General features: G+C 39.1%; 16 protein-coding genes. All 16 read right to left on the bottom strand.

What is annotated here, in order from left to right; translation table 11 throughout:
- Nucleotides 1-59: 59 nt before the first annotated feature.
- A complete protein-coding gene (locus JFU50_RS29325) occupies nucleotides 60-2,153 on the bottom strand; it encodes a (Fe-S)-binding protein (protein WP_201225485.1) in 2,094 nt (697 codons plus the stop codon).
- A gap of 145 nt (nucleotides 2,154-2,298) precedes the next feature.
- Nucleotides 2,299-3,273: an FAD-binding protein gene (locus JFU50_RS29320; protein ID WP_201225639.1), complete on the bottom strand. Its 975-nt coding sequence runs from the start codon at nucleotides 3,271-3,273 to the stop codon at nucleotides 2,299-2,301.
- Between the two features lie 11 nt (nucleotides 3,274-3,284).
- On the bottom strand, nucleotides 3,285-4,055 hold the full coding sequence (locus JFU50_RS29315) for an electron transfer flavoprotein subunit beta/FixA family protein (protein ID WP_201225482.1): 771 nt from the start codon (nucleotides 4,053-4,055) through the stop codon (nucleotides 3,285-3,287).
- A 21-nt stretch (nucleotides 4,056-4,076) separates the two neighbouring features.
- On the bottom strand, nucleotides 4,077-5,270 hold the full coding sequence (locus JFU50_RS29310) for a thiolase family protein (RefSeq protein WP_201225480.1): 1,194 nt from the start codon (nucleotides 5,268-5,270) through the stop codon (nucleotides 4,077-4,079).
- Complete coding sequence (locus tag JFU50_RS29305) at nucleotides 5,267-6,130, bottom strand: 3-hydroxyacyl-CoA dehydrogenase family protein (protein ID WP_201225478.1); 864 nt, start codon at nucleotides 6,128-6,130, stop codon at nucleotides 5,267-5,269. The genes JFU50_RS29310 and JFU50_RS29305 overlap by 4 nt, the downstream gene beginning before the upstream one ends.
- Before the next feature lie 108 nt (nucleotides 6,131-6,238).
- Nucleotides 6,239-8,347, bottom strand: a complete 2,109-nt coding sequence (locus tag JFU50_RS29300; RefSeq protein ID WP_201225476.1) for an acetate--CoA ligase family protein — start codon at nucleotides 8,345-8,347, stop codon at nucleotides 6,239-6,241.
- A complete protein-coding gene (locus tag JFU50_RS29295) occupies nucleotides 8,334-9,512 on the bottom strand; it encodes an acyl-CoA dehydrogenase family protein (protein ID WP_201225474.1) in 1,179 nt (392 codons plus the stop codon). Before JFU50_RS29295 ends, JFU50_RS29300 begins: the two co-directional genes overlap by 14 nt.
- 237 nt (nucleotides 9,513-9,749) lie before the next feature.
- Nucleotides 9,750-10,526 carry an enoyl-CoA hydratase/isomerase family protein gene (locus JFU50_RS29290; RefSeq protein WP_201225472.1) on the bottom strand — a complete coding sequence of 259 codons (777 nt, stop codon included), beginning with the start codon at nucleotides 10,524-10,526 and terminating at the stop codon, nucleotides 9,750-9,752.
- A 324-nt stretch (nucleotides 10,527-10,850) separates the two neighbouring features.
- Nucleotides 10,851-12,257 carry an MmgE/PrpD family protein gene (locus tag JFU50_RS29285; RefSeq protein WP_201225470.1) on the bottom strand — a complete coding sequence of 469 codons (1,407 nt, stop codon included), beginning with the start codon at nucleotides 12,255-12,257 and terminating at the stop codon, nucleotides 10,851-10,853.
- Between the two features lie 225 nt (nucleotides 12,258-12,482).
- Entirely contained in the window at nucleotides 12,483-13,658 is a 1,176-nt protein-coding gene (locus JFU50_RS29280) for an MFS transporter (protein WP_207198908.1), read from the bottom strand.
- A 260-nt stretch (nucleotides 13,659-13,918) separates the two neighbouring features.
- Nucleotides 13,919-14,311, bottom strand: coding sequence for a PaaI family thioesterase (locus tag JFU50_RS29275; RefSeq protein WP_242489178.1), 393 nt, complete (start codon nucleotides 14,309-14,311; stop codon nucleotides 13,919-13,921).
- Between the two features lie 92 nt (nucleotides 14,312-14,403).
- Entirely contained in the window at nucleotides 14,404-15,909 is a 1,506-nt protein-coding gene (locus JFU50_RS29270; RefSeq protein WP_201225465.1) for a tripartite tricarboxylate transporter permease, read from the bottom strand.
- Nucleotides 15,910-15,921: 12 nt separating this feature from the next.
- Complete coding sequence (locus JFU50_RS29265; protein ID WP_342366391.1) at nucleotides 15,922-16,233, bottom strand: tripartite tricarboxylate transporter TctB family protein; 312 nt, start codon at nucleotides 16,231-16,233, stop codon at nucleotides 15,922-15,924.
- Nucleotides 16,234-16,265: 32 nt separating this feature from the next.
- Nucleotides 16,266-16,400 carry a hypothetical protein gene (locus JFU50_RS31675; RefSeq protein ID WP_274608381.1) on the bottom strand — a complete coding sequence of 45 codons (135 nt, stop codon included), beginning with the start codon at nucleotides 16,398-16,400 and terminating at the stop codon, nucleotides 16,266-16,268.
- 115 nt (nucleotides 16,401-16,515) lie between these two features.
- The gene (locus JFU50_RS29260; protein WP_201225463.1) at nucleotides 16,516-17,499 is read right to left on the bottom strand and encodes a Bug family tripartite tricarboxylate transporter substrate binding protein; all 984 of its coding nucleotides are present in this window, start codon (nucleotides 17,497-17,499) and stop codon (nucleotides 16,516-16,518) included.
- Between the two features lie 330 nt (nucleotides 17,500-17,829).
- Complete coding sequence (locus tag JFU50_RS29255) at nucleotides 17,830-18,606, bottom strand: enoyl-CoA hydratase/isomerase family protein (protein WP_201225462.1); 777 nt, start codon at nucleotides 18,604-18,606, stop codon at nucleotides 17,830-17,832.
- Nucleotides 18,607-18,801: the final 195 nt, after the last annotated feature.

The following is an 18,801-nucleotide window of genomic DNA, read 5'->3' as shown; positions in this document are numbered from 1 at the left end:
ATAAAACCAAATTACAAAACCCAAACCAGTTAAAGAAAATTCACCAATTATAAAAGTTATTAGCCTAGGACTGACTTTTCTAAAACTTCAACAATATCTAGAGTTTGGACCGTTCCTTCTACTTCCAATGCTTTCGTACCATCACTTAACATCGTTAAACAGTACGGGCAACCGCTGCTAATGATACTTGGGCTGACTTCCAATGCTTGCTGAGTACGGGATACATTTATTCGCTGACCTTCTTTTTCTTCTATCCACATCATGCCTCCACCTGCACCACAGCACATCGCATTTTCACGATTACGTTCCATTTCTACAATCCTCACACCTGGAATAGCTTTTAATATCTCCCTTGGAGGGTCATAAACATTGTTGTAGCGACCTAAGTAACAAGAATCATGGTACGTAATCACTTCGTCTACCGTGTTCTTTGGTGTTAACTTTCCTTCTTTGATTAATTTTTCTAGCAATTCCGTATGGTGATAAACTTCTGCTTCTAAACCAAACTCAGGATATTCATTTTTTAATGTGTTAAAAGCATGAGGGTCCATCGTGACAATATTCTTCACATCATACTTTTTAAAAGTTTCAATATTTGCATTTGCTAGTTCTTGGAATAAAAACTCATTTCCAAGACGACGTGGTGTATCTCCAGAGTTCTTTTCTTCATTCCCTAGTATAGCTATCCTCACTCCGGCAAGATGCAGCAGGCGAGCAAAGGATTGAGTAAGCTTTTGACTTCGATTATCGTAAGAGCCCATCGATCCAACAAAGAACAGATAATCAAACTCTTCTCCTGATTTTTTCACTTCTTTTGTCGTTGGAATTGTCACATCCTCTAAAGCATCACGCCAATTGACACGTTCCTTACGATTCATCCCCCATGGATTTCCTTGACGTTCAATATTCGTCATCGCACGCTGTGCATCAGGATTCATCTTTCCTTCTGTTAGGACAAGGTAACGGCGCAAATCTATGATTTTATCCACATGCTCATTAATCACGGGACATTGGTCTTCACAGTTACGGCACGTCGTACATGCCCAAATCTCTTCTTCTGTCACAACATCTCCTATTAAACTCACACTTTCGATCGTTGCTGCTACTTCTTGAGAACCACTATCCGCTAATGCTAATTGATTGCCTCTTGTGTTTTTAAAAGCAAAGGCAGGCACCCATGGCTGTCTAGAGGTAACCACTGCCCCTTTTTCTGTCAAATGGTCCCTCATCTTAACAATAAGATCCATCGGGGATAATGTCTTTCCAGTTCCTGAAGCTGGGCACATATTTGTGCATCGTCCGCATTCTGCACATGCGTACAGATCAATCAACTGATGCTGGGTAAAATCCTCAATTTTCCCGACACCGAATTCTTCAGCTGTCTCATCCTCAAAATCAATCCTTTTCAATTTCCCAACAGGGCCGCTTTTCTTAAAGAAGATATTAACCATGGCAAATAACTCATGAAATTGCTTAGACTGTGGTACAAATACCATAAACGTGAATACAGTCAGCATATGAACCCACCAAAATCCGTAGAACATCACAGTTCCTGCCGTTGTTCCGATACCGGAAAACAATAATGCAACTGCACCAGAGAATGGAGCATAGACAAGATTTGGTTCATGGTTTAACATTACCGTTTCGAATCCTAATGAAACCAGGATGGATAAAGTCAATGTACTTAAAGCGATATAAACAAAAGCGGCTTTACCATCGCGCTTCCATTGCAGACGCTTTATCTTTTCACCATATCGGCGGTAGAAGCCATATACGACGGCGAGCAGCATAAGAAACGTAGCCCACTCCTGCAGGAGACTGAAATATTTATGTGCTTCACCAAAAGGAAACTCATAGCCTTTAATAAATCCTTTGATAATAAGTTCTATAAGTCCTACTTGAATGATAAAAAAAGTATAAAATAATATTAAATGCATTAAACCGCTTTTCTTGTCTTTGAATAATTTTGACTGACCGAAGCCGTTGACTAAGATTAGATTGAAGCGTTCTTTCAGGTTTGGTTCAAACTCAGCTTTTTTACCAAGCTTAATAAACAAATAGCGAGTATATAATAGATTGACAAACAAATAGATCGCATATCCAGCCACGGTCAGGAAAGCAAGTAAATTCAGCAACGATAACACCCTTATCATCCCCTCATGGTTGTTTCTAAATCAGTTCACTTTAATGGGGAACAAATCCTATTGATGATTTTCTCTTCAATTATCAGCACACTGCTTTGAAGTAAATGGGAAGAAATGAATTCCTCCCTGTAAGCACTCTAACCTTTTTTCTAATCTAGTTAACTGCTACAAGCTTAAACTCTTCTACTAGTAAAGGCGCTACTTCAAATAAATCTCCGACAATTCCATAATCAGCGATGCTGAAGATATTTGCTTCCGGATCCTTATTGATCGCTACAATCACTTTCGAGTTAGACATCCCTGCAACATGTTGAATGGCACCGGAAATTCCGCAGGCAATGTATAGATCAGGTGTGACTACTTTCCCTGTTTGACCAATTTGCATAGAATAATCGCAGTAATCAGCATCGCATGCACCACGGGATGCCCCTACTGCTCCACCTAGCGCATCAGCCAATTCCTGCAGCACTTTAAAGCCTTCCTTACTCTTTACGCCGCGGCCGCCGGAAACAATGATTTTAGCCTCTGAAAGGTCAACCCCGCTAGTCGCTTTGCGTACTACCTCTTTGATAATCGTACGTAAATCTTTTATTTCTACATTGATAGAAGTCACTTCTCCGCTACGGGATTCATCCTTTTCAAGTGACGCAATATTATTTGGACGAATGGTTGCAAATAACAATCCATTATTTATTTTCTTCTTTTCAAAAGCTTTGCCCGAATAAATGGGACGAGTAAATAAAATATCTTCCCCGTTCTTTTCAATGGCAATTACATCTGAAACTAATCCGCTTTGCAGCTTCATCGCAATTCGGGGTGCAACATCTTTCGCATTTCCTGTATGCCCCATAAAAATTCCGTCTGGATTTTCAAGCTCGATAATCTGCAGTAGAGCTTGCTGATAAGCATCTGTCGTATACAAAGCTAATTGTGGATGATTGACAATAATCACTCTATCTGCCCCATATTGAATCAAAGCATCGGTAAAACCTTTTTCTTGTTTACCCAAAAGGACACTTACTACTTCTCCTCCGTTTGCAACCATTTTAGCAGCTGCAATTGTTTCAAATGAAATATTTCGTAATTCACCGTTTTTTATTTCAGTAACCGTTAATATTTTTTTCATTATGAACCCACCTTTTATATAACTTTTGCTTCTGAACTTAACAATGATACTAACTGTTTCACTTGCTCATGGGCATCTCCCTCAAGTATTCTTCCAGCCTGTTTTACTTGCGGGAGGAAAACTTCAACCATAGATATCTTTGCTTCAACATTCTCTTCATCTATGTCAAGATCATCAAGCTCAAAGATTTCAAGCGGTTTTTTCTTTGCTTTCATAATTCCTGGCAATGAGGGATACCGCGGCTCATTTAATCCTTGTTGTGCCGTCACGAGAATCGGAAGTGATACTTCAATGGTTTCTACATCCCCTTCCACATCCCTTACAACCAGCGCTTTCCCTTCATTTACATTCAGCTTGGTGATCGCTGTAACTTGGGCAATTCCTAATCCTTCAGCAACAAGGGGTCCAACTTGTGCGGATCCTCCATCTACCGTCATATTTCCAGAAAGGATCAGATCAATCTCTTGTTTCTCTAAGTATTTGACAAGGATGGACGCAACTGTGAATGAATCGACATGGTCCCAATCCTCTATATTAATTAAAACCGCTTTACCTGCTCCCATCGCTAGTGCAGTTCTTAATTCTGCCTCTCCGTCTTCATCCCCAACCGTTACAACCGTCACTTCTCCGCCATGCTTTTCTTTCAACACAATCGCCTCTTCGATGGCATATTCATCGTAAGGATTGATAATGAATTCGGCATCCCCTTCATGGATCTGACCATTTTTAATGGAGATCTTTTCTTCTGTATCGAAGGTTCTTTTCATCATGACAAAAATATTCATTTCTATTCTCCTCTTTCTTTATTAAATTTGTAAATTCTCAACGATAGTCGTAATACCCAAGCCCCCGGCAATACAAAGGGTGACAAGGCCGTACTTTTCGCCGCGTCTTTCCATTTCATGCAATAATTTTGTCATTAAGATAGCTCCTGATGCTCCAATCGGGTGGCCAAGAGCAATGGCACCGCCGTTTACATTGACTTTATCCCAGCTGATATTCCATTCTTTAATAACAGACAATGCTTGGACCGAAAAAGCTTCGTTTAATTCAATCAAGCCGATATCATCAAAGGTTAGTCCTGCCATTTTTAATGCCTTCATAGTAGAGGGAACAGGTCCGATCCCCATGATATCTGGAGAAACACCGGATGCTGCTTGTGCAATCACTTTTGCCTTTGGCCGCAACCCTTGTTTTGCCGCCGTATCTTCTGACATAACAAGCAAAGCTGAAGCACCGTCATTTCTGCCGCTGCTATTTCCGGCTGTAACTGTCCCATTTACTTTAAAAACAGGCTTTAAGGTAGAGAGTTTCTCATAAGTTGTTTGACGTGGATGTTCGTCACGATCAAATACAACATTTTGTTTTTTCGCTTTTATCTCAAATGGAACAATTTCTTTATCAAAAAAACCCTTTTCTATAGCTGATAGAGCCAGTTCTTGACTGCGGGCAGCAAATTCATCCTGTTCAGCACGAGAAATATGATATTTTTCCGCTAAATTTTCTGCTGTGATTCCCATATTCAATTTCCCATAAATCTCTATTGGCTGGGACCTAGGCTGACTTTCCGTATTTGGATCTAAAATTTCTCCATTCCCAGCACCATATCCATATCGAGCATTTCGAATATAATAAGGGGCAGTGCTCATGCTTTCCGCACCGCCAGCAACAACCGCATCTGACAGCCCGCATTGAATTTGCTGCACTGCATTGTTAATGGCTTGAAGTCCTGATCCACATTGACGATGAATGGTGTAGCCTGGTACTTCTATTGGATATCCAGCTCGCAATAATGAAAGTCTTGCTAGATTAGAAGAATCAGCACTTTGTTTGCCTTGTCCTAAAATCACTTCATCCAATTGATTTTTATCTATCCCTGCACGGAGGGCAATTTCATCCAATACTTTTGCAGCCAGATAATCTACTTCGACATCTTTTAAACTGCCGCCTAAACGACCGATAGCCGTTCTAACTGAATCAACGATAACAGCATTTCTCATTTGCTTCCCACCTCATTGCTATAGTCATAGAAACCAATCCCTGATTTCTTTCCAAGTCTTCCAGCCTTCACATATTTTGTTAAAAGCGGGCATGGGCGATATTTTTCTCCTAAGGTTTGATACAAATATTCCATATTTCTCAACCGTGTATCCAACCCTACAAGATCTGCCATTTCAAGCGGCCCCATTGGATGGTTTAACCCCAATTTGATGGCTTTATCAATATCTGTAGCAGAGGCGACACCTTCCATCAGCATATTCATCGCTTCATTCCCTATTAAGCAATTCATTCGGCTTGTTACAAATCCGGGAAATTCATTGACTTCAACGGTTTCCTTTTTCATTTGCTCTGCAACCTGCCTAGCTGATTCATAGGTTTCATCCGAGGTATTTAACCCTCTGATGATTTCCACGAGTTTCATTTTGTGGGGCGGATTGAAGAAGTGCATGGCGATACATTTATCAGGCCGCGATGTTTGTGCTGCAATTTCGGTCGGGCTCATCGTTGACGTATTTGTCGCTAAGATTGTGTGTTCTGGGCAAATTTCATCCAATTTTTTAAAGATTTCGATTTTCAAATCCATCTTTTCAAGGACTGCCTCAATAACAAAATCTGCCTCCCTTACTGCTTCCTCCATACTTGTTGTAAAAGTAATTCGATTAAAGCTTTCGATTTCTTCTGCCGCTGTCATATAACCCCGTTCTACAGCTTTTTTCATTTCTACTTTAATATAAGCTTCAGCTTTCTCTATAGCTTTAGTGCTAATATCCTGAAGCTGCACTTGAAAATGATTGACACTCGCGGCATAGGCAATTCCCGTTCCCATTAGACCGCTTCCGATTACAGCTATTTTCTTCATCGTTTCCGCTCCGTTCTCAGTATGCTTTTAATAAATCCTGCGTGATAGATTGTTTAATTACTTTCTTCTTTCACGCAGGCAAACATAGTATTAAATAAAGGTCTTTAATCAGTTTTTTAGCAATTGGCTATATTTCACTAGGTAATTCATGACGCTCACTACTTGTTCTGGAGATGCGTATACAGGGAAATTTCCTTCATCGTATAAAGTCATTGCTTTTGGAGCAATACCATCTGCTCCCAAGCGCCCAACAACAATCGGTTTGTCTTGCTCTCTCTGAACCTCCATAATGGCTTCAGCAATAACCGCTGCACCCGGATCTGCATTCGTTGTTAACATCACAATGACTCCATCAATATCCTGGTCTTCGGCAAGTGTTTGCAGCACCTTTTTGAACATTTCAGGCTTAGCAATGACTTCAGCCGTTACATCCACTGGATTTTGCGCAGAACCAAATGGCGGGATTAGGTCTTTTATTTTTTCGGAACTTTCCGTTAATTCAGGAACGATTAATCCTTCTTCCGAACACAAATCCGCAATGACACTGCAGGCTCCGCCTGAAGCGGTCAATACACCAATACGATTACCCTTTGGTAATTTTTGAACAGTGAAAGCTCTTGAAACATCAATCATTTCATCTAAATTCAAAATTCTTAGAGCGCCAAGCTTTTTGAAAGCGGCTGAATAAACCGCATCATCCCCTGCAATGGAACCTGTATGAGACTGCACGGCTCTTTTTCCAACTGCAGATCTTCCTGTTTTAAACACCAATACCGGTTTCTTTGCCTTTAAAGCTTTGGCCGTTGCTTTTTCAAATGCTTTGACATCTTTAATCCCTTCCATAAAGACGGTAATCACCTTTGTCAATTCATCTTCAGCCAATATTTCAATAAAATCTGTCGTGGTCAAGTCAGCTTCATTTCCAACACTTACCCATCTGCTAAAACCGGCACCTTGTTCCCATGCACGGCTGAGAAGGGCGCTTCCCATCGCACCGCTTTGTGAGATAAAGCCAATATTCCCAAATGGCTTTACTTTTGATTCTAGTGCAGCTCCAAAAGCGGTATAAATGTTTTTAGATGGGCTGGCAATACCGATGGAATTAGGACCAAGCACACGTATATTTCCTTTTTCCGCAAGGTCCAAGAGCTCTTCCTGAAGCTTTTTCCCCTCTTCCCCTATTTCCGCAAAGCCAGAGGAGTATACAATGACTGCTTTCACGCCTTTTGCAATACAATCCTCCATAACTTGTGGAACACTTTTGGCTTCCACAATGATGCAAGCCAAATCAATATCTTCTGGAACCTCTCTGATATTTGGAAAAGCTTTATAACCTTTTATTTCAGAGGCACCTGGATTAATAGGGTAAAGCTTGCCAGGGAATTGATTTTCAACCAGGTAGCGAAAAAGCCGTCCGCCATTTTTCTTTTCGTTTGCAGATGCCCCGACCACTGCTATAGAGGCAGGGTTAATCATTTTCTCTAGATTTTCTAGTGATCTTTGCTTACATCCTGTTTCTTTCTTTTCACCTAATAAAATTCTCACATCACAAATGAAAGCATCTTGATCTGAAAAAATAACAGGATTAAGGTCTAACTCTTCAATTTCAGGTCTCTGCTTCACTAATTCATTTAATCCCAGACAAATGTCTGCTATGATCTCTTGATTCAGCCCTTCTTGTCCGCGGTAGCCTTTAATAATTGGATACGTTTTCAATTCTTGCAACATTTCTTCAATATCCTTTATAGAAATCGGCATCATTCTCATGGCAAAATCTTTCATTATTTCAACAAAGATTCCTCCGAAGCCAATCACAAGCTGGTGGCCAAATACAGGATCCTTTTTCACCCCCAAAATCAATTCAGTTCCTTTTGGAGCCATTTTTTGCACGAGAATTCCTGCCATTATCGCCTTATTATCGTAATTTGAAGCGTTTTCCATGATCTCAGTAAAGGCTGCTTCAACTTCTTCCGCATTCTGGACATTTATCTTAACGATTCCTGCTTCTGTCTTGTGAACAATATCTCTCGACATCCCTTTCAGTACAACGGGATAACCGATTCTTTGTGCAAATTGAACAGCTTCACGTTTCGTTTGAACCAATAGAGATTGGGCAACTGGGAGCCCCAACTCGTTTAAAAGCTGGGCTCCTTCATGCTCCATTAAAAATAGTGGTTTTTCTTCTACAGCAACGGTAACATTATTATTTAGTGACAACTTTTTCTCCTCCTGTCTTTGGTCTTCTTTGACTAAATTTCATATCAAACACATCTTCAGCAATTTTATTTTTCAACACTTCCGGAGTTCCACCGGCAATCATCCAGCCTCTGACTCTTCTAAAAATGTACTCTAGCGGGTAGTCAGTAGAATAACCATAACCGCCAAAGATTTGGACCGCTTCATGTGCCACTTCAAATGCAATGGTATTAATGTAGGCCTTTGCCATATTTGCTTCCAAAGGATTTGGAGCCCCTTTATCAGCATTTGTTGCAGCTTTATATAATAACAGTCTGCCTGCCTCTAACTTCATTTTCATTTCAGCAATTTTCCATTGAATTCCTTGGAATTCAGCTAACGGACGTCCGAATTGTTCTCTTTCCCTTGCATGCTGTACCGCCATATCAAAGGCAGCTTGTGCTAAGGCTAGAGACCTTGATGTATTTCCCATCCGTTCAACGTTAAACATTGTAAACAAACGTTTGAATCCGTTATCTGGAACTAAAATATTACCCATCGGGACTTCACAATCTTCAAAATATAAGGCACAATGCTCTTCACCAGACATATGTGTTTCCGTTTTTCCAATTGTAAAGCCAGGAGCGCCTCTTTCCACTAATACGGCACCGCACGTTTTAACACTGTCTCCAAAATTAACCCATACAACATAATAAGAATTATGAGGCCCGTGTGTATTAAATACTTTTGATCCATTGATAATGACTTTATCTCCTTCAATACGAGCTTTCGTCTTTAGGTCTGTAACCGCTGAGCCTGCGTTAGGCTCTGACATCGCGACGGAAATAAGCTTCTCACCTGCTAAAATAGTTGGAAGGACACGCTGTTTCAGTTCCTCTGAGCCATATGCAGCCAGCTGGCGAATGGCTCCGAAATTCCCAACTTGCAGCATATCAGCTGTACTAGGGCAAACTTTTGCCACTTCTTCCATAACAATAATCGCTTCTACTAATGACATCCCTTGACCGCCATCCTTAACAGGAAGAGTCATGCCCATTAATCCATTTTCCGCTAGAATTTTAGCGTTTTCCCAAGGTACTTCATGATTTTTTGTCCATGTATATGCTTTTTCTGAGAACTTTTCCTTCGCAAAGTTTATTGCCCATTTTTGTAATTCTAGTAACTCTGCACTTAAGTTGAAATCCATATTAAACTCTCCCTTTTTGTTATGATTTATTAATAATTACTTTCGTATATATTAGTAGCAAGATGCGTGCCAACTATAAAAAACGCTTAAAATAATGATTTATTTTAAAATAAACACGTTATTTTCGCTTAGTTGTTTATCATTTGAACGCGCTTTATTAAAAAATAAACAGACGAACCATTTTAAGTCCGTCTGTTTATTTTTAAAATAGTAGAGTTCAGTTAATGAACAATGATGTTACTTTCCTTGGAATTGTGGTGTTCTTTTTTCTAAAAAGGCCGTTGTACCCTCCAATTTATCATCAGAATTAAAAAGAATGGCTTGAGCAAATTTTTCTAATGCTAAAGCGGTCTTCATGTCTGTATCATAGCCTTGATGAATCACCATCTTCGCTAATTTCACGGCCATTGGTCCTTTTTCAATGATTTTTTGAGCTTTTCCTACTACCGTTTCCCATAATTCTTCCATCGGTACAACAGTAGAAACTAAGCCTATTCTTTCAGCTTTTTCCGCAGTAATTATTTCACCGGTTAAGATCATATCAAGTGCCGTTCCTTTACCCACCATTCTTGACAATCGCTGTGTACCGCCAGCTCCTGGGATGATAGATAAACTGAGCTCTGGCAAGCCGATTTTAGCATGGGAAGCAGCAACACGGATATCACAAGCTAAGGCTAATTCGCATCCGCCTCCAAGAGCATATCCGTTAATCGCCGCAATGGTTACTTTCGTGCTTTGCTCAATCTTTTGACATAATCCTGAAAGACCAGGCAACAATGCATCAGATGCACTCCTTTCCCTTAGCTGTCTAATATCAGCACCTGCAGCAAAGGATTTTGCTCCTTCCCCTGTAAAGAGAATCACTTTCACACCTTCATGATTTTCCCATTGTAGTAATGCATATTCTATTTCAATTACTGTTTGAGTATCTAGTGCATTTCTCACTTCAGGAAGATTGATTTTTATCACGCCAATTGCTCCATCTTTATACACGAGAATATTTTCAAAGTGCATTCCTATTTTCTCCATTTCCAAGATTTATTATTTTAGGCGAAAAGACTCCTACCTCAAAGAATGTGAAGGGCGATAGCCCAATGAATAGGCAGGAGATGAATCGCCTTTTTGCGTAGGAAACTCGTCTGTCATGTAAAATCTTCAACGTCCTTTCTGCCCACACTCACCGAAGTAGCGAAAACCAAGCAGAGTAGGGAGTGTGGCGAATCCAACGTACAAGATATGAAGTGTTCTGCGGGTAGAGCCTACTCAATAACTGGTGGATACACTGGTGTTCGTAGGAATCCCCCACTTCAAGTGTTAGCTTAGTGGTGGGTAGTTCAATTAAATAGAATAAAGTGTGTCTATATTTCCCTCTAGATTTTTTATACTTTCTACAATTGACTTCGCTCTTTTTCCCCCAATGATAGATGAACAATTAGCCATAAATTTCTCTTCTAATTTTTCATCTGTTAATGGTTTAGAGGGCTCTCCTAGTGGGTTTTCTACATAGCATGTGAGTGTCGTGCTATTTTTTAATTTAATTTCAAGCCTCGCTGCCCGTTGTGCAGGATAATGTTGATCAGCTTCTTCATCCACATACACTTCCACTAATTGAGCCAGCCTGCTAATGGTTTCTTTTGTCTGTTCTGGTTGAAAATGATTAACCTCCAATACTGGATGATAGACGGCTGCAGCTATCGCATACGGCAAACTCATTTGTGCATCCAATAATGTCTGGCAATCCTTATGACGATGTAAATAAGCAATCTGATTGACACCTATGCGAATTTCAACAATATCTTGAGATCGAATGGGTGAATTCCTTTTTAATTCATACACAGCATCAATCGAAGAATGCAAATGTCGACAGCATGGGTGGGGCTTAAAATAAATATTCATGATTTCATATTCTTCACCAATGTTTCTAAACATTCGTTCAATCGATACTTTACCGTCTGCAAAGGCCTGAAAAAGGCCATTTTCTCCTTCCAATACTCCTTTCGGTCCTGATAATCCCTTTCTTGTCAGTTCAACTGCAGTAATCCCGTCACGTGTAGCCTGTCCAGGATGAATCCGTTTCACTTCCGAACCCGTGCCTAAAAAAGCAAAAATCCCGCCAGCAAAGCTCCCGGCAATTCCAAAGGCATTTTGAACTTCTTCCTTTTTCAATCCGTATAATACGCTTGCCGCTGCTACAGAACCGAAAATGCCGGCTACTGGTGTATTATGAAAGCCTCGCTGCCTTGAAGATGGATGAATAGCAGATGAAATTCTTAAGCAAACGTCATAACCGATAACAATGGATTTTGCCAATTCATCGAATGTTGGTTTTACATGTTGTGCTATAGCAAATACAGATGGAAATACAACAGTTGCCGGGTGAACCGATCCCCCTGTATGTCCATCGTCCATATCAAGACAATGGGCACTCGTTCCATTTAGGAAGGCAGCGTTTCCTTTTGATAATCCCGTTTGACGCCCAATAATATTGGTCGTTCCTCTCCCTTCAGACTCTAGCAGGTATTCATAAACAAGCCTGCTTACTTCTGTGTTCGATCCTGTGATAGCCGCGCAGACATAATCTAAACAAGTTCTTTTCACTTGATTAACTAACAATTCATCTAACTGAATATTTCTAAAATTAGCTACATGGGCAGCCAATCTTTCGGTAATATTTTTATATTCTATTGAACCGTTACCTTTTTCTTCATTCATAACGCTGATTGTGTTATTTTCATTCGTATTCATTTTATATCCTCCTATTTACCAAAACGTTTCTCATCGTTATTATTTTTTTCGTTTCTGTTAAAGTCGGTTGTTGATTTCCGTTTCAGGCACTTCACTTTCTGCGGGCGACCGCCGAGCCTCTTGGACACTATGTGTCTGTGGGCTTCTCCCGCAGGAGTCTCGTGCCTTCAACTTCTATCAACATTATTCTTTAAGACAACCTTTTTATAAAACACGTCCATGGTTTTAACGAACTTTTACTTTTCCTTCTGACATTTCTTCTTGCTTCAGCTTGTCAATAATTCCACGTGCTGTTAATGCACCTGCTGCAAGCACAATCGCTTTAATAAATAAAATCGGACCCAATCCAATTAATGTACTTAAATTAGCAAAAACAAAGGGAATGATCGTTTGCCCAAGCCTGTTAGCAGCCAGCCGAATTCCCAAGACCTCCCCAGTTTGACCAGGAGGAGAAACATTGTATGAGAGGACAATCGTTAATGGCTGGGTAACACCTAGACCTGCTCCTAATAGAAAGGAAGCGGCAAACAGTAAAGGAAACTCGTGAAAAAACGGAATCATGCCGTAGGAAACAGCACCAATCATCATAAATACCCACAGTACTGTCACCCTGCCAAACATAGTTACTAATCTTGGCATAAAAATTCTTACTAAAACATTGGAAGCTGCTTGTGCTCCTAAAAGCAAGCCTATTTGCGAAAAATTTAGTCCTATGGATTGGGCATACAACGGAAAATAGACATAGAATATATCTAAGGCTGATAAGATAATCATACTGACCAGAACAGCTCGAGATAAGCCAGGAATTCGAAACAACTCTTTCATACTCGTAGATTTTTCTTTCTTTGACACGGAAACAGCTCTTGAAGGTTTAGAAATGAAAAGAGATAGAACCATAGGGACAAAGGGAACAAATGCTAGAATCATAAATGTCAGTTGAAAGCCATAATGTTCGGTTGAATATCCTCCAAGGATAGGACCGAGCAGCATCCCAACTGAAGAGAAAAGACTAAATGTCCCAACTGAACGATCACGATTCTTATTTGTTGTTGACTTCGCCACTCCATTTTGAATCGCGAGTATGGCAAGTAATTGTGATCCACCTAAAATGAGCTGTGAGATAAATAAAATTTGAACACTTGGAAAAAAGTATGGAAGACACAAAGAAATAAATAATCCTAATGATCCAATGAATATTGGAATTCTCTCTCCATATCGATCAATATAACGCCCGGCAAAAATGGCGATAATAAGTGGTGCAATCGAATAACAGGCAGTGATCATTCCAATTTCGAACATCGTTGCTTCTAACTCGTTTGCAAATAAAGATGTCATAGGTCTTGCTGCAAAGACTGAAATGAAAATAAAAGGAGTAACCATATATAAAAGGTTTCGTTTCATATTTCCTCCGCGTTTGAATCATTGTGAAATGAATAATATATGTTCTATCATTATTTTCCTTTAATAGCTTCAACATAGTTCAACAATAAATCCCTGTTTTCATACCAAAAACAGGGATTTTCTAATAAGTTTTTAAACTGGAAAGTGATATCCTGTTTAATGGAAGGACTTATTTAAACTTCAAAATCACCTTCTAATAAATTTTAGCAATGAAAGTACCAGAATTCGGCGCATAAAGTAGATGAGAAAACATCTAATAGCTAATTCAACATATAAGTCACCAACCCAACGGCAACTTCTTTTTCCTCATCATTTAAAATGGTCGCTTCCCCAACTACAAGGGAATTGCCTTTTTTGATGACTCGACCTTTGGCAATCAACTTATCGCCTGATCCAGGACGAAGGTAATTCACCTTCAATTCTACTGTAACCCCTGCTTTACCATCAGGAAGGAGCGATCGAAGTGCTGCACCCACAGCTGCATCAATTAAACTCGCAATCACTCCTCCATGAACATTACCTCTGCTCTGTGTGATCTCGTAGATTACGGGAAGTTCTAAAATAGCAGTCCCTTCCCTTAACTCTATCTCTTTTAAGCCAATATGCTTCCAATAAGGATTATTCTTCATTCCATTATTTATATGTTTATCCATTTTCCTCACCTAACATTATTCATTTTTTAAACCCGCAATAACTAAATCCTTTACATCTTTAATTAATAGTCGAGGACTTCTGCTGAATGAAGTTAAACTTCAAAATCACCTTCTATTAAATTTTTCTTCTTTTTAAATCCATTTAATGTGCTGAAAACAAGTAAAAGCAAACCGATAGCAATTAAAGTACCAGAAATTGGGCGCATAAAGAAGATGAGAAATCCATCTGTTGATGTCGCAAGTGATTGAAGAAATGAAGACTCAATTTGACCTCCCAAAACAAATGTTAAGACGGTTACTGCAGCAGGAATATCTAGTTTTTTCATAATATATCCCACAACCCCAAATAAAAGCATTAACCCTATATCCCATAAGCTATTATTAATACTGTAAGTCCCAACCATTGTTAAAATAAGAATCAATGGAAATAATAGCTTATATGGAACAAGTGCTATTTTCGCCCAAAATCCTGCTAATGGAAGATTAAAAATGAGCAGAATGAAATTACCAATAAACATACTGGCAATAATGCCCCATACAAAATTAGGGTTGTTTTGGAATAATGCAGGCCCTGGAGCTAAACCATGCATCATAAAGGCTCCTAGTAATACAGCAACCGTTGGCGAGCTAGGAATGCCGAGTGTAAATAGCGGAATGAGTGCGGCACCACTGTGAGCGTTGTTAGCCGTTTCAGGTCCTGCAACTCCTTCAATAGCCCCTTTCCCAAATCGAGAAGGATCCTTTGCCATTTTTTTCTCAATAGAATAAGAGATAAGGGAGGAAATCGTTGCTCCTGCGCCAGGAATTAATCCAATTAACATCCCAATACCCGTTCCTCTTCCAACTGATTTCATCGTTGGTTTCCATTCATCCCTTCTTGGCAGCATTCCCTGAACTTTAGCTGGTTTATCCATCTTCATCTTATTTTCAGCATTTAGTAGGATCTCTGATATTCCAAAAAGACCCATAGCCACAATAACAAAATCAATACCTTCTATTAAATTCATTTGTCCAAAGGTGAATCGAATTTCTCCTGAAATCGGATCCATACCAATTAGCGCTAATAATAAACCAAATAAAGCAGCGATAAGTCCTCTTGTGATTGATTTCCCCATCAATCCTACAATTAATAACAATCCAAGCAACATGAGAGCAAAATACTCAGGAGGACCAAACTTTAAAGCAAAGCGTGCTAATGGAGGACCTAAAAAAGTGAGTCCTAAAACAGCCACAATTCCACCAACAAAGGAACCGATTGCGGCAACTCCTAAGGCTGTTCCTGCCCTCCCCTGCTTCGCTAGTTGATGTCCATCGATACAAGTGATAACAGACGCTGATTCTCCCGGTGTATTAATTAAAACGGATGTAATCGTCCCGCCATACATAGATCCATAGTAAATGCCCGCTAACATAATAATGGCAGATACCGGTTCCATCCCAAATGTAATCGGGATTAACAGGGCTGTTCCTGCAACAGGGCCCAGCCCGGGCAATACGCCTACAAACATCCCCATTGACACACCAATAATGCAATAGATAATGTTCCAAACAGTTAGTGCTTCCTGAAAACCTATTAATAGCCCTTGCAAAGATTCCATATATTCCTCTCCTTACCAACCTAATACATTAACTGGCAAAGCCACATTTAATAAAGATCCAAATACCCAGAACAGGAGGATTGATACGAAAATAGCAATACCAAGACTCGTATACCATTTATATTCCTTAAAAAGCAGTGCAAAAAGGAAGATGGTCGTAGTTAATACAAACCCCAAATAGGTTAGTGCAAATACGTAAAACAACATGCATCCTACTATATATGCTATTTTTCCAAAGGACTTTTCATTTTGTGCACTTTCTTCTGGTGTGCTATCTTCTTCCTTTATTTCTTCTGTTTTACCCTTTTTATAAGATTGATAAATATATAAAAGTGATAAAACAGCAAGCGCTCCACTTATCCAAGTTGAAAAAAACCTGGCCCTGGTCCTAAGGATCCCAAATAGTCATATCCTAGAGCTTGAACAAAAAAGACCGATGCAAAAAGGAATAAAAAAATCCCAGCTCCAATTTCGCTTTTGTTATTAAGCACTGACTCAACACCCTTTTCCTGTTTTCTTTTATCTAAAAAGATTGAACATCTATCATCTAAATCATTAACCTACTTGATGATAAATGTTTAGATGATATATATCCTTGTTTTGGTTTTACTTAATTAATCCCACTTCTTTTAATACATCTCCAGTTTTCTTATAACTTTCCGTGATTTCTTTTTGAAAATCTTCTGGTCCTGCATAAGCTGGATTTGCTCCACCTTTATTAATTTGGTCAATAACAGCTGGATCCTCCAATGCTTTTTTGAAGGCATCATGCAAAATATCTAAAACTTCCTTAGGAGTATCTTTAGGTGCTAATAGTCCATGATAAACATCTATTGAAGCATTTTCGCTTGCCCAAGGGAAACCATCAAAACCTTCTTCTTTATTACTACCGATATTTATTAACGGACGAACCTCACCAGATTCAACTAAAGCTCGTGGATTTTGAGTCTGAACGACTACACCTTTAACATGTCCACCTAACAATGCTGTCAGCGCAGGACCTGCACCATCGAACGGAACATGTTTTGCTTTAATTTTTTCGTCCTTAGATAAAGCTTCCATCGCAATATGACCAGTAAGACCTGTGCCTGCAGTGCCATAAGTGAATTCTTCAGGATTCTTTTTCATATAAGCTAACCACTCATCATATGTTTTCCAAGGAGCATCTGCTTTGACAATAATTGCTTGCGGATTAGAAAGCACACGCATGATAGGTGCAAAACTGTCGTGGGAGTAAGTTGCCTTTCCATAATTAGGCTGGATTGATAAAGCTCCTGTTGAAGTCATTAATAATGTATAACCATCTGGTTTCGCATTCAATACTTGAGTATTTCCTACCGTACCCCCTCCGCCAGGCTTGTTAACAACTACTACCGCCTGGTTATTTGGCAGATATTCGCTGACTTTCCTTGCCAATGCCCTTGCTGCCATATCAGTCCCACCGCCGGCATCGTATGGGACAATAATTTCTATTGGTTTGGTTGGGAAATCTGCAGTTGCTTTATTCGTAGTAGCATTTCCCGTCGACTTTGAACAGGCACTTAAGATAATCATGGCAACTAGTACTAAATACAATGAAATTTTTTTCATTATTTTTCTTTTCCCCTTCCTAAATGAGATAGCTAGAGAGACAAATAAAATAAAACGCTTTCATTTTTTTAGTTGATCTAAGAGTTTATGAATAAACATTCTCTATCTTTTTTTTCAGAATTCCCCCTTTTAATAAACGTAAAATTCAGCATTGAATTAATATTCTGACTTTTTTTACAATAAAAATTCTTCTTACATAATTTCTCTCTCAAGAATGATGCCAAAAGTAAAGCCATCAAAATCCATAGTTTTTTCGGCTAACTATTTTGGTTTTTAAACAATCCGCATGCTAAATCGTTCATAGTTGATATTTTAAATCTGCTATGAGTTTTATTTCCCTGTAAATTCAGGCTTTCGTTTTTCAATAAAAGATTCTACTCCTTCTCTATGATCCAATGTGGTACGTAAAAACGTTTGGCTCATATTCTCCTTTTGTAAAACCTCCTCAAAGGACAAAGATGAAGAACTATTAATAATGAATTTAGAATGTATAAATGCTTGCAGTGCACCATTTATTAATTCTTCCGCCAATACAATCGCTCTCTTCAACGCTAGATTTTTCGAAGCAATTTCATAGATGAACCCATAATCATAAGCTTCCTCTACTGGAATGGTCACTCCCTTCCAAATCCATTCTTTCGCCTTCCACTCTCCTACTTTTTTCGGGAGATGATAGAGAAGACCTAAATCAGGAATTAAACCGACATTTTTAAACGATAAAGAAAACTTAGAACCTTCCTCTGCGATAATAAGATCTGAGGCTAATGCTAAACTCATCCCCGCTCCCGCTGCATATCCATGAACTGCGGTGATAACTAACTTTGGCATTTTACGGATTAATTCTACAATCTTAGCAGCCTGATCCATTGTTTGTTTAATTTCTAATGTAGTGTATTTCTTTGCCATTCCCTTCAAATCCCCGCCAGCACAAAACGATTTTCCCTTGCCTGAAAGAATGACAACATGGATCGACTCATCTTTCTCAATTTCTTTTAATGCGGATAAAAGTTGTTCTTTTAATCCTTTGCTAAAAGCATTTAACGTTTCTGGTTCATTTAGGTAAATAATTGCGTAATTATGATGCTTTTCCAAAATAACACGATCCAATAACAATACCTCCCTCCTATAATTTGATTTTCTGATTTACTAAGTTGAATGACCCGTTAATTCCAAAGTTAAGCTTTCTTACACCTATATATAAAGCAAGAAGTATGCCAATTTAATAACCTATAAAAATACACTGGAAATTTACTTTTCTGTTCAGTTTAGCAACATTTTACTTTTTATTGTTAATATTTTAAA

Origin of the sequence: Peribacillus sp. TH14, from assembly GCF_016651145.1 — a bacterium.
GTDB classification, from domain to species: Bacteria; Bacillota; Bacilli; order Bacillales; family DSM-1321; genus Peribacillus; species Peribacillus butanolivorans.
This window is presented reverse-complemented; position numbering and strand designations above follow the sequence as displayed.